The following is a 12,303-nucleotide window of genomic DNA, read 5'->3' as shown; positions in this document are numbered from 1 at the left end:
CTGTGTCCGCTTCTAGTTTACACGGCAGGTGAGGCAAGGTAAAATTCAGACATCGAATAGCTACCATTCCAAAATTTTATGGCTGGGGATGAACGACCGTGGATGTAAGGAATCTCGCCTCCGTTCTGGAGGTCGCCAAACAGCAGAATTTCACGAAGGCCGCCGAAATTTTACATATGACTCAACCGACCTTAAGCAAACTGGTCAAAAGCATGGAGGACGAGCTCGGCGTCACCCTGTTCGACCGCAGCGGCAAAACCGTCAAGCTCACCGACTCGGGTATCGCCGCCATCCAGCGGATGCAGGTCATCATCCAGTCCGTAAACGACCTCTACACCACGCTGGACGACGTGTCCCAGCTCAAAACGGGCACCATCCGCATCGGACTGCCGCCGGTGATCAGCACCGTCTTCTTTCCGCGCGTGATCGCGCCTTTCCAGCGGAAATATCCCGCGATTCAGTTCGTCATGATCGAGGAGGGCGCCAAAACCGTCGAGCAGCGCGTCCTGGACGGATCGATCGACATGGGCGTCGTCATCTCGCCGGACGAGGATTCCAGCCTGGGGCGGCTGCCGTTCATCCGCCAGCACGTCTCCCTCGTGCTGCATCGCGCGCATCCGCTGGCCGAACGGGAAACGGTCTCTCTCGCCGATTTGAGCCGGGAGCCGTTTCTGCTGTTCGCCAAGGGTTTCGCCGTGCGGCATCACGTCCTCGACGCCTGCCACAGCGCGGGTTTTCACCCGGCCATCGCCCACGAAAGCTCGCAGTGGGACCTGCTGGTGGAGATGGTTGCCGGAGGACTCGGGGTCTCTTTTATCCCGGAACCGATCACTTCCAAAATAGCGAACCCCGATGTCCGGGTTATCCCCAAAACCTCGCCGGGCATTCCGTGGAACCTGTACGTACTGTGGAACAAAGAAAGGTATATTTCTTACGCGATGCGGAAGCTACTGGAATTCATCGGGGAAAAAGCGGAGGTTTAAGCCGGGGTACGGGAATCTGCGTGCGCCATCTGCGAAACGAAGGTATGAAAAGAGACAAAAAAAGGATACCTGCCGGTGCGGGTATCTTTTTCATTTTGTCGCATGACTGAGCTTTACTATATTCATTCCGGTGCTGTTAGTGGAGAAAATTAAACCTACAAAACGCCGACCTTCGTCCCTTGTCCGGCAAACAGCTTCTCGACGGCCTCCTGCAAGCGTTCCTTCTGGATCGGCTTGACCACGAAATCGCTGGCCCCGCTGCGGATGGCCTCCATGACAACCCGCTGCTGCCCCATGGCGGAGCACATGATGATTTTGGCGCCCGGATTGGCGGATTTGATGCGCTTAACGGCTTCCAGTCCGTCCATTTCGGGCATCGTAATATCCATCGTCACGAGGTCCGGCTTCAATCGGCCGTAAAGATCGACCGCTTCCTTCCCGTTTTGGGCTTCGCCGATCACGGTGTATCCCATCTGCTCCAAAAACATACGGACCAGCGTTCTCATAAATGCGGCGTCGTCCACAATCAGTACGTTCAAATCGCTCCCTCCTTCTGTCTGTTCCAATGTATCAAAACAAACTGAACAAAAACTAAACATGCCCGGAAAGGGAGCATTTACTGATCTGAAAAGACACAAAAAAGCCGGCTCCAATAACCGGCAATGCAGCATCGTCGTATTCTTAGGCCGCCGGCGGATCAACCACCCGGCTCAAGCGTGCGGTACGGTGGCGGATGACGGTGTTCAACCGCTTGTCTCTTGGGTGCTCCTCGTATTATTCAACCAAGTGCCTATTCTCGTATACCGTAACCTCGCAGGCCGGTTCAAATCCCGCCCGTTTGTAGATCCCGATTCCGTCGGGCGAAGCCTGCAGGACGCAAAGCCGGGGCTTTCCTTTCTTTGCTTCACCGATAAGGAACCGAAACATGGCGGAGCCGAAGCCTTGTCCCCGGAAGTCCGAGAGAGTCGCGATATCGTAGATGCCGACGCTGTCATCCGTGAACATAAGCGTACCGGTACTGACCGGCCGACCGCGGTACGAGCCGATATACAGCTTCATAAGAGAAGACCCCCACAGCGGCAGATGGGATATTTTTCGGTAAAAAGCCCTCACGTTAGCCCCCTCCTCCGACTCTCCGAACAACGAAGCCAGCACCTCTCCGAATTGCTCCGCTTCCGCAGGGGATGCAATTTCCTTAATCCGGAATTCCGCCGGACAGTTCGTCACGGGATCAAGGACATCCAAGTCCGCATACATCGCGATGTTCGTTTCCGCTTCTTTTAAACCCGCCTGTCTTAACGTCTCGAACGTGACGCTGTCTTTGCTTTCCCATGACCACAACGCCATCGGGTATTTTTTGTCCGTAAAATAATGAACCGTCTCTTCGAGAATAGCTTCGTTCTCCGCGGACAGGCGGGGTTGAAGCAAAACCGCCACGTTAAACGTATCCGAAGGGAGGCCGCAGTCCGCTCTTATGTATTCAGGTGTTTGTTTAAGAGTATAGCCTTCTGTCCGCCCGGCGAAATAGGCGGCCTTCGCAATGAAATTATCCCGGATTAAACGGGCCGTTTGGCCCTGCGCTGTGTTCATTCGGAAATCCTCCTTGCTCCCGTGCCGCAACCGCAGCCGCAGCCGGTTCGTGAGCGTGACGTTTATTAATGACACCTAATTAATGAATGAGAGCAAGCGAACTTCCCTCCCGCTCATTCATTCCTTTTATTCTTCTATTCTAGCACACCTATCCCCTTTTCTCTCCCCGGCTCTCCAAAAGCATCCGATTTTATGAAAGAAACAAGGGTGTCGCGCTGACGGCCCCCCTGTCGTACCTGTAACTTCCTGTACCGGCCCGGCCGCCGGTCTTCTTCCATCGCTTGCCAAAATTTTATGCAATTAACCAAAGTTAATTCACAAGTCCTTTTTTATATACATAGTTCCTAAGACCTAATAAATATCCCGCAAAACCTCAATCTTTCCCCTGTCTCTGCCGATAAATAAGGAATATACCTTACATTCTTTGGGAGAGATCTTTCATGAAAAAAAACGCAGCTCTGGGCACCCTCATTATTATGAGCCTGCTCATCGCCATCGGCGTGCTGGGGTACCAGCTTTATCAGAAATCTCAAGGCCTGAACGCCGGCGTGAAACCGGCTGCCTCCAACCCGCCCGTAGAGACCCAAACTCCGGCTCAGGCCGGCGGCAAACAGGAAGAGCAGGCCAGCCTTGTGCTTGCGTTCGAGCAAGCCTTGTATGCGGCGGAACGCACGGCAGGCGAAGCCAAAAAAGAAGCCGATCGGGAAATCGGCAAGATGAACCAGAATGTGATGCCGGATTCGGCGGTCATTTTGAAAGCCTATGATCAATTTTTGAACGTGGCGGAAAAAGTCCGGAAGATTCCCGTTCCGGCAGGACTCAACCCTGCCATGACAACCGAGCTGGAAGCCGCCAAAGAGAAGTACGCCCAGGCTTACGATCACAAAGCCCAAGGCATGTACTCGCTGATGGACTACATCAACACGACTAAGGCGGGGTCCGCTGTCACCTACGGGGATCATATTAAAAAGGCCGACGCTCTGTTGTTTGACTCCGTGGGCAAAATCATCGCCCTTCAGCAGCAGCTTGGAGTCGATTTTTCTAAAAAGGAAACGCTCGCCCAAGAGCACAAGGCCGCCGTACAGGAAGCCGGTGCAGGCTCATCGACGGGGTCTCCTTCCTCGGCCGACAAGGCCGGTTCCGCGTCTCCCTCGGCGAAGCCGACAGCTTCACCGGCAGCAGCCAAGCCGTCGCAGGCGCCTGCGGCCTCGCCCAAACCATCGGCTGCGCCGAGTTCCGCCGCCCCGGCCGGACAGGCCCAAGAGCCTCTCTCCATAGCCGGCATGAAAAAAGGCTATTTCGGCGGCATCGAATTCGGGCTCGGCACGGACTTTAAAGCCGTCGAAGCCAAATGGGGCAAGGTGAAGCAGGACCAGCACAGAGAAGGCGGCGCAGGTTATCTTTACAAGCCTTGCCAGTGTTCCATTTTTGTCGGTGCGCAAAATAAAATTTCCGCCATCGAGCTCAACACGCCCATGACCCTGCAAAAAGTCACCGACCGGCTCGGCAAACCCGCTCAGGAAGGCTGGGACGAGATGGAAGGCTCATACATGCTCGTTTACCAGTTTAGCGGGAACAAGGAACTGTACGTCGAGACTCAAGTCACAAATGACAATCCGGACGCTCCCCCGCCTCCGCGCAGCGCCAAAACCGCACGTATTACCCTGATTCAGAAATAAACGAATACGCATAAAAAGAAGAGCTCCGGAGTTTCAGTTTGTCTGAGATTCTGGAGCTCTTTTTTTGTTGTGCAGGCCCGTTGGTGGAGGAATAGTAACAGGCGACCGCCACTGCATTTAAACGCACCGTGCAGTCAAAGTATTTCAATCCGCACCCATAAAGAGTACGAGGGGGCTAGTGTATTCAAAGTCCGCCAGCCATTCCCCATTTCAATCCACGCACCCGTAAGGGGTGCGACGGCGAATCACTTAAATTGCTAGCCTTGTCTTGACTATTTCAATCCACGCACCCGTAAGGGGTGCGACGATGGACTACTTCCCCCACGATACAGACGCGACATTTCAATCCACGCACTCGTAAGGGGTGCGACTTAAAGAGCAGCAAGCGCGAATGAACGCAGACTTCCAAATTTCAATCCACGCACCCGTAAGGGGTGCGACTCGCGCAGCTGCTCGCCGCATGCCGGCTTCTGGATTATTTCAATCCACGCACCCGTAAGGGGTGCGACATCCCTTCGGGTGTACGATGATATCCGGTTTAGCTATTTCAATCCACGCACCCGTAAGGGGTGCGACTTTGGATCGTGGCGTAGATACACTGGATGAAGTCCATTTCAATCCACGCACCCGTAAGGGGTGCGACATCCCGTTCGACAATAACGGGGTTGCCATGCTTATTTCAATCCACGCACCCGTAAGGGGTGCGACGAAAGCCTCTTCGATGTAGCCGGTATACGGCATCTTATTTCAATCCACGCACCCGTAAGGGGTGCGACGCTAATTCTGCTTGTGTCATTTCGGCTTTCTTAAATTTCAATCCACGCACCCGTAAGGGGTGCGACATAAACCGGTACTCCATTACGCTGCGGACATCTTCATTTCAATCCACGCACCCGTAAGGGGTGCGACGATGGGTGGAGGGCCGCTTTATGGCGCTTATCTCGATATTTCAATCCACGCACCCGTAAGGGGTGCGACGCCAACGCTCTCGGCTGCTATAATTACGGCGTAGCAATATTTCAATCCACGCACCTGTAAGGGGTGCGACCCCCAACCGGAAACATCAGCTTCCCCTGCTTCTTATATTTCAATCCACGCACCCGTAAGGGGTGCGACTCTCACCACCTTTCACGGGTAACTGATCAAAGGAATTTCAATCCACGCACCCGTAAGGGGTGCGACGCTAACCACTGTTGGGTTTTACCGATCTTGTATTTCAATCCACGCACCCGTAAGGGGTGCGACGGCGGATTCGGGATTTTCTTGTTATAAATATTTCGATTTCAATCCACGCACCCGTAAGGGGTGCGACGATTAATGGATAGGAACCACCACCAGGCAGTCCGAAATTTCAATCCACGCACCCGTAAGGGGTGCGACGGTCTATCCTTTTTTTTACTTCCACTAATTGCTTTAAATTTCAATCCACGCACCCGTAAGGGGTGCGACTTGATAGTTCCTATGTCTACCCTTTCAATAATCATTTCAATCCACGCACCCGTAAGGGGTGCGACAATTATTTCGCGGCATTCTTTCACCCCCTAGGTGCTATTTCAATCCACGCACCCGTAAGGGGTGCGACGGGCCTACCGATGAATTTGTTGAAGAGATGATACATTTCAATCCACGCACCCGTAAGGGGTGCGACCCTAGCAGCCCGCCGGACAAACAACCAAAGGTATTATTTCAATCCACGCACCCGTAAGGGGTGCGACGTAATAGAGGTTATGGCCGGTGGCCGCGAATTTACATTTCAATCCACGCACCCGTAAGGGGTGCGACAGGCATTCGGGAGGACTACCGAGAGCCGGTTAAAATTTCAATCCACGCACCCGTAAGGGGTGCGACAACAGCACATCGAGCAACTCCGAAAGGATATTTATATTTCAATCCACGCACCCGTAAGGGGTGCGACATTGTACGTTTGCGTTGATCCTCCTTACCAAAAAATTTCAATCCACGCACCCGTAAGGGGTGCGACCCTGCGGCGCGTAAGCCATTGCAATACCCAGCAGGACATTTCAATCCACGCACCCGTAAGGGGTGCGACGCAGAATTTAAAAAGGGAAGAACAAACTTCATTATTTCAATCCACGCACCCGTAAGGGGTGCGACGAGGCCCGGAAACATCCCGGAGCCAGGGGAAGACGATATTTCAATCCACGCACCCGTAAGGGGTGCGACCTCAGCATAATCAGGAGCTGATGCACCAGGTATTTCAATCCACGCACCCGTAAGGGGTGCGACAAGAGGACCTCGATCTTTACATTGACATGATTGAAATTTCAATCCACGCACCCGTAAGGGGTGCGACTCCGTTTTTTAACCAATAAATGGCCCAAAACGGCTTGCTACAAAAAAATAACATAGAATTTAACTCTTCTATCCCGAACATAAAATACCATATTATGTTTAAATAATTTGTTTCTGGATAATATCCGGTGCGAATCCCCCAGGCAAATCATGTTCGCTTCCCATTCGCACTAGAGAATCAGCGGACCTTCCAGATCAAGCGATTCCTTAATGCCGATATGTTCTACCTTGGTCTTATACTGAATTCCAAGTCGATAGAATCTTAGACTATCCTCATTCTGATCGATAATTTCAATTAACTTCATTTTTAACACAGCAAATTGCGCAGCGTCAACAACGCATTCAAACACGGAATTCTGGACACGCTGACCGTAATTCTGGCATAGTTTCGATACCTTCCGTAACCTACGCTGTCCCGCTCCGCTTGTCGTGCTGACATCATAAGTGATTAACACCAGCATAGATTGCACCTACTTCCATAATAATGGAGGATACTCATCCAGATCGTTGCGCAAATGCCGTGCTAATAGCAGCGCTTGCGCGTGCGGCACTAATCCCCATGTGATTTTCTCGCCTAGGTAGGGATGGGTGATTTTCTCTTGCTTTTTGCTCTGCCATGCTGTCAGGAACTTCTTCCTGCCGTCTTCTGTCAGGAGAACCGCTCCGTTTTCTTTGCGAACGAAATCGTTTTTTTGGATCCCTTTTTTGTTGATCAAGGACAAGACGAACTTGTCGGCATAGACGCCCCGCAGCTCTTCCATCAGATCGAGCGCCAGCGAAGCGCGGCCGGGACGATCCCGGTGCAGGAAGCCGACATACGCATCGAGCCCCACCCCTTCCAGAGCGGCCGAGGTATCATGAGCGAGAAGGGTATACGCCAGCGACAGCATGGCATTGACATAATCCAGCGGCGGCCTGCGGGACCGGGTCCGGAAATGGAAGTCTTCTTTTTGCTGGAGAATCATCGTATCGAACCGCTGGTTATAAATGAGGGCCGCTTGTCCTTCCAGCCCTCTAAGCCGCTCCAAGTCCTCGCATTGTCTGATGCTCTTCATAAGAAGGGTCAGCTGTCGGGAGGCTTCTTTGAAATTCTCCACATCTATACGCAGCGGATAGTCCCTTGTCATCCGTTCAAGCATCCATTTGTGGTTGTACACTTTGCCGATTATAAAATTACGGGCTATTTGAGCCGACATAAGTTCACTTTCGGATACGTGATATTGCTTCTTGCGAAGAACGACATTGCCCCGGCTTTCCCCGACTACTCTTGCCAAAAATTTTCCGCTCATGCTCAGGAAAACGATAGCGATATTGCGCTCCGCGCAGTACCTCATAAGTGCCGGGCTTGCCCCCGTGTATCCGAACGCGACAATGGATTCCAAATTATGCAGAGGAATTCTGCCTATCTTCTCCTGCTCCTTCAGCAGAACGATATTGTCGCCATCCAAAGAAAGGTATACGTCCGGTTGTGTGACGAATAAGGTGTTTAGAAGCTTCTTCATTCGCTGATTTTTCCTTCCATATAACTGCGGACCGAACGCTTGCTCATCACTTCCGGGAGACAGATGGGTAAGAGGGAGCAGCTTTGGCAGAATGAGCCTGCCTTTACCTTTGGCGTATGTCTGCGCTTATAGTAGTCGTGCATTTCCCCGGCAATGGATTTTACTTTCTGTTTAATCTCCTCTGTCAGCTCAACCTCAACTCTGTGCTTAATTTCGTTATAGTATAGATAGCCTGTAGGAACCTTGCACAGCAGCATTTCTTCCAGACACAGAGCTTGGGCGGCTAACTGGAGGACATCGGCGTCACTGACCTTAGGTTTCCCTCGTTTGTATTCGACAGGCACGGCTTTGTATGTGCCTTCCGCACTGTGAATTTCGACGCCTTCGGCGCTTCGAATAAACTCTACCACATCGCATATCCCTGTAATTTGAAGTTCATCCGACTTCACCGGCATAGCGCGAACCGTAAGCTTGTCCCCGCGCTTCTCTCGGACAAAAGGCTGATCGGCTTTTTGATGAAGGTGCTTGCCTTCCACGGTCCGCACGTTCTCTTCCCACTGCTGTTCAATATGAATAAGCGCCCACTGGCGTCTGCAAAATTCAAAGTGCTGGATGCCCGAAAGCATCAGGTACTCTTCTTCTCCGCTCTCCATCAAAGTCCGTCCAAAATTTCTACCTTCAAGCCGGGCAGTTCGGACAATTCAATTGTGTAGTCTCCAAATGATTTCGGTTCTTCAATCGTTGGCTTCACAGATAAGGAGCGATGGACTTTGGCCGAGGAATATTGACCCAATTTGGAGTTATGCTCCCACCAGTATACGTGGTGTATTTCCATACTGCCGTCGGGTCTTGCCGATGACAAGTCATTCTCGAAAAGTGTCACGAGTGCCTGTTTGATTTTCTCAGCATCCTCATTCGTGAATCCGGTTTTCTCCGCAAGTTGTGTATTGATGCTTCCATAGAACACATACAGGCCGTAATCGACCCGATGCTTCATGCCCATCGTATCGGAGCCTCTATCCTTGCCGGGCTCGGAATTGACGCTCTTCGTAATTTGCATGCTCGTAATATCAATAGGGTGAACGCTCTTGGCCGTATGAACGGATACCGGACCTCTCACCCCGACGGAAACGCCTTCGCCCTTTGCGCCGCCTTTGAAAGCGAACACTTGCCCGAAGCTTCGCACATCCATCCATTCCTGACAGGCTACCCAAGCGAAGTCGTCACCGGAGCTTTTCTTGGCCTTGAGAATCTTGTTCAGTTCCTCGTTGCCGTCCGCACGTTCTCTCAGGCTTCCGAACGAATCGTTCTTGCGGTCATTGGACTGAACAAAGATGGATTCGCCCAAGTCTTGCAGACGATTTCTGATTTTGCGCTTGATCGCGACATCCGAGATTTCTCCATAGCCGTCGTAGTTCTGTCTTGGACGGTTACCGTTCAAAGGATCACCGTTAGGATTGGCGCTCGTGACCGATAAGACGACGGCAAAATCGATTTTATGATCCAGACTGCTCATTATGATCTCTCCTCCTGATCGGATGCTTCTACGGCATCCTCGGTTTTCTCTTTCTTCTGATAAAGATCGTATCGCTGGCTATAAAAGCCCAACAGGTATTTTCCCGAAAGCGGCTTATTGTTAAAATCGTCTATGTTAAACTGCGTGTTGATTTCGTCTAGCAGCATCTGATACCGTTTGGCCTTAGCCCCCAGACGGATGAGGTACGGCTGAAGACTTTGATGGATGATCCTCCACGCTCTCTCCGGGTGACTGGAGAACGCATTCATATACCGAATCGCGTTCGTTGCGCGGTCCTCGCTTTTGTCCAGCGCGCTTCTTTCCAGCACGTCGGCCACTGCCAGCAAGCGGCCGAACAAATAGCTCCGGTCCTTATTTTCTTTGTCTAATGCCACAGAATATCTCTCCTTCCGGTTAATAAGGGCGCATGTTATGCTGAGTATTTTCTCCCAATCCCATTTCTCCAGAGCTACCGGGCTAGAGGCACGGTGCATCGCGCTTCTTACGATATCGAAAGGGATTCTATCGCCGTCCAAGATGCACGGCAGCATGCGCTCCATAAGTCCTTTGACCAGCTTGTCGCTCGCTCTCGGACCGTAGGCCGCAAACGCGATATCCTTCGTCGCCGGGGCTCCGTAATACTGAACATACTCGCCTTGCTCGTTCTTGCGATACCGATGCAGCCACACACAGCTGGAATGCCATCCGACGAGCTTTTCCAAGTAAAGCTCCTTGTTCATGTTGCGGTAATACAACACGGCCATCCGTCCGGTAGTCGCCGAGTCCAGGATGAGGATGTTAACCTCAGACCGGTAATGGTCCTTGTACTTCGTAGTAATCCGGTTCTGGAATCCGTCCATCGCCTTGGCATGTTCCCGTGCAAAAGATTGATTGGTGTGGGACGCAAGCCGCTCCGGCTGCGCCGCCTCGGGGTCCAGGGCAAACGTATCTTCGGACGGATCGGGAAGATCCGGCATTTTGTTCCCCCAAATCAGAAACACCCGCTGATCAAAGATTTTAGCTTGCCGATTGATCAGCCATTTCAGGGCATTGTGAGCTTTCTGGGAAACCTCGTAGGAGATGCTTGCAGCCTCGTTGCTATCGCTAAAACGCCCTCGGAAAGTGAATCCCGATTTATCATTCGCCGAAATCAGCTTGGCTTTGTCTGCCGCGTTACGGATCTTGTTCGCGTGCTTGTCGGTGCTCGGTAGCTTTTCTCCCGACACATAACAAATGTCTTCACTGCCCAACTGCTCGCTGTAATAACGAATGAACGAATCATACAGATCGGGATCTTTCCATACTTTCGTCAAGACGGGCTCGGGAGAATATACTGTGAAGCGTACGAAAGCGCTGTCCTGTTCGCCTGCCAATACGCCGAAGATTTTCGGTTTTTCGGGGTAGAGCGTCTCGTATTTCTTATCCCACTTGTCGATCAGTTGGTCCTTCTCGTCTACGCACAGGATTTTTTCGGCAACGAGGTCTTCGATCAGCCGTCTTTTGCTTAAATAGCGATATATGCTTTGAATCTTGGGATGAGCATAAGGCGATTCCGCCCAGTTTCGAAGCTCTTGGATATAAGCGGCAAAAGGCTCGTCCTCCTTGATCTTCCCGCCGTATGCCCGATAATCGCCAGCCACGTAACTCAGCTTGTCGTGAAGAGGGTAAGGTGCGATGACGGCGCCTGCACGGCTCGCGGACTTCTCTGTGCTTGGAATGAGCGTGCTGGCGTCATTCTTCTCGATTACCTCGGCGGAATGATACTCGCCGTCTTCCGTGATCCGCACCTCGATGTGGGCATTCTGGGTCGTATGCGACACAGGCAGCAGCGTAAACTCGCGCTCGTTCACGCCCTTCTCGACGACTCCTACTTGTTTCAGGTTCGCTTCATAGGTTTCATACAAATTCAGCAGCCAGCTCATCGTTCAACTCCCCCCTCTCCCCAACTTGCCAGCAGCGCATCTGCCGATTCCACATTGGTGTGGTCAAAATGCTTCGGCTTCATTTCCGAGATGATCCGCACTTGTGTGCATTCTTCGGGTTTATCAAATTTGATGATGCCATTACTCATGATCGGGTTCCACAAACGTACCTCCATCTGATCCCGACCGGTCTCATCCGGATAATTAATGCCATGAACCATATTTCCCAGATGAATATCGCCATACTCGTCGTAGAAGCTCTTCCCTTCGCCAAAAACACACGGCTCTACGTAGCCTTGGCACTCTCTTGTCCCGAGGAAAATATCTCTGCGGCCTCCCGCTTTAAGCGAACGCAGCAAAATATTATGGTGTTTATGTTCGTTGTGATCGAAAACCAGGTCGGGGCGGTTCTTATTAAAGTCAAAATGGGCCTTAACCTGATAACAAACATCCTTTAAATAGGTGTAGTTGGCAAGCGTGTTTCCTCCGCTGTAATCAATAGGCCGGACTCCTTTGGATTCCATACGGATGGGATTCATAATCCGAATCTCGTCTACTACATATAAAATGGTAGGTTTCCAGTAAATGCTTTCCGTTATCCCTTTGACCGCCTGATACGTGGGGACTTGATAGGAACACTTCTCTCCTCCAAGCTTCGTGAGCGGATCTGTAAATAAAGCATAGTCACCGTATACGACAAACTCGACTGAGTTTCTCATTGAGTCACCTCCTTTCCCGTGTACCGAACAACATACAGCGAAATTAATTTGGGATTATTTAACACATTAAGTATATATT

10 protein-coding genes and 1 CRISPR repeat array are annotated in these 12,303 nt (G+C 51.6%); of the genes, 2 read left to right on the top strand and 8 right to left on the bottom strand.

What is annotated here, in order from left to right:
* Positions 1-98: 98 nt before the first annotated feature.
* A complete protein-coding gene (locus tag AC2TF6_RS04850; RefSeq protein WP_491310140.1) occupies positions 99-983 on the top strand; it encodes a LysR family transcriptional regulator in 885 nt (294 codons plus the stop codon).
* 155 nt (positions 984-1,138) lie between these two features.
* Here the strand turns inward: AC2TF6_RS04850 and AC2TF6_RS04845 are convergent, their stop codons facing one another.
* Positions 1,139-1,489: a response regulator gene (locus AC2TF6_RS04845; RefSeq protein WP_491311591.1), complete on the bottom strand. Its 351-nt coding sequence runs from the start codon at positions 1,487-1,489 to the stop codon at positions 1,139-1,141.
* 268 nt (positions 1,490-1,757) lie between these two features.
* A complete protein-coding gene (locus AC2TF6_RS04840; RefSeq protein ID WP_491310139.1) occupies positions 1,758-2,573 on the bottom strand; it encodes a GNAT family N-acetyltransferase in 816 nt (271 codons plus the stop codon).
* Between the two features lie 440 nt (positions 2,574-3,013).
* Here AC2TF6_RS04840 and AC2TF6_RS04835 point away from each other — a divergent pair, with 440 nt between their 5' ends.
* A complete protein-coding gene (locus tag AC2TF6_RS04835) occupies positions 3,014-4,252 on the top strand; it encodes a hypothetical protein (protein ID WP_491310138.1) in 1,239 nt (412 codons plus the stop codon).
* A gap of 207 nt (positions 4,253-4,459) precedes the next feature.
* Positions 4,460-6,566: a CRISPR direct-repeat array (repeat unit 32 nt; unit sequence ATTTCAATCCACGCACCCGTAAGGGGTGCGAC).
* A 169-nt stretch (positions 6,567-6,735) separates the two neighbouring features.
* On the opposite strand, the gene cas2 is transcribed toward AC2TF6_RS04835, so the two are convergent.
* Genes cas2 through cas5c form a run of 6 tightly spaced genes read right to left on the bottom strand, consistent with a single transcriptional unit; the run spans position 6,736 to position 12,224 of the window.
* The gene (gene cas2, locus AC2TF6_RS04830; protein ID WP_491310137.1) at positions 6,736-7,026 is read right to left on the bottom strand and encodes a CRISPR-associated endonuclease Cas2; all 291 of its coding nucleotides are present in this window, start codon (positions 7,024-7,026) and stop codon (positions 6,736-6,738) included.
* Positions 7,027-7,035: 9 nt separating this feature from the next.
* Entirely contained in the window at positions 7,036-8,067 is a 1,032-nt protein-coding gene (gene cas1c, locus AC2TF6_RS04825; protein WP_491310136.1) for a type I-C CRISPR-associated endonuclease Cas1c, read from the bottom strand.
* Entirely contained in the window at positions 8,064-8,720 is a 657-nt protein-coding gene (gene cas4, locus AC2TF6_RS04820; RefSeq protein ID WP_491310135.1) for a CRISPR-associated protein Cas4, read from the bottom strand. The genes cas1c and cas4 overlap by 4 nt, the downstream gene beginning before the upstream one ends.
* On the bottom strand, positions 8,720-9,583 hold the full coding sequence (gene cas7c, locus AC2TF6_RS04815; protein ID WP_491310134.1) for a type I-C CRISPR-associated protein Cas7/Csd2: 864 nt from the start codon (positions 9,581-9,583) through the stop codon (positions 8,720-8,722). Before cas7c ends, cas4 begins: the two co-directional genes overlap by 1 nt.
* Positions 9,583-11,505: a type I-C CRISPR-associated protein Cas8c/Csd1 gene (cas8c, locus tag AC2TF6_RS04810; protein WP_491310133.1), complete on the bottom strand. Its 1,923-nt coding sequence runs from the start codon at positions 11,503-11,505 to the stop codon at positions 9,583-9,585. Before cas8c ends, cas7c begins: the two co-directional genes overlap by 1 nt.
* The gene (gene cas5c / locus AC2TF6_RS04805) at positions 11,502-12,224 is read right to left on the bottom strand and encodes a type I-C CRISPR-associated protein Cas5c (RefSeq protein ID WP_491310132.1); all 723 of its coding nucleotides are present in this window, start codon (positions 12,222-12,224) and stop codon (positions 11,502-11,504) included. Before cas5c ends, cas8c begins: the two co-directional genes overlap by 4 nt.
* Positions 12,225-12,303: the final 79 nt, after the last annotated feature.

The organism is Paenibacillus sp. JNUCC 35 (assembly GCF_058269095.1).
The sequence above is the reverse complement of the archived record's forward strand: the minus strand, read 5'-3'. Positions and strand labels throughout refer to the sequence as shown.

Coding starts and splice junctions, on each gene's coding strand:
- cas1c (WP_491310136.1), bottom strand. CDS start 8,067: ATGAAGAAGCTTCTAAACACCTTATTCGTCACACAACCGGACGTATAC.
- cas5c (WP_491310132.1), bottom strand. CDS start 12,224: ATGAGAAACTCAGTCGAGTTTGTCGTATACGGTGACTATGCTTTATTT.
- cas2 (WP_491310137.1), bottom strand. CDS start 7,026: ATGCTGGTGTTAATCACTTATGATGTCAGCACGACAAGCGGAGCGGGA.
- AC2TF6_RS04845 (WP_491311591.1), bottom strand. CDS start 1,489: ATGAGAACGCTGGTCCGTATGTTTTTGGAGCAGATGGGATACACCGTG.
- AC2TF6_RS04835 (WP_491310138.1), top strand. CDS start 3,014: ATGAAAAAAAACGCAGCTCTGGGCACCCTCATTATTATGAGCCTGCTC.
- cas8c (WP_491310133.1), bottom strand. CDS start 11,505: ATGAGCTGGCTGCTGAATTTGTATGAAACCTATGAAGCGAACCTGAAA.
- AC2TF6_RS04840 (WP_491310139.1), bottom strand. CDS start 2,573: ATGAACACAGCGCAGGGCCAAACGGCCCGTTTAATCCGGGATAATTTC.
- cas4 (WP_491310135.1), bottom strand. CDS start 8,720: ATGGAGAGCGGAGAAGAAGAGTACCTGATGCTTTCGGGCATCCAGCAC.
- cas7c (WP_491310134.1), bottom strand. CDS start 9,583: ATGAGCAGTCTGGATCATAAAATCGATTTTGCCGTCGTCTTATCGGTC.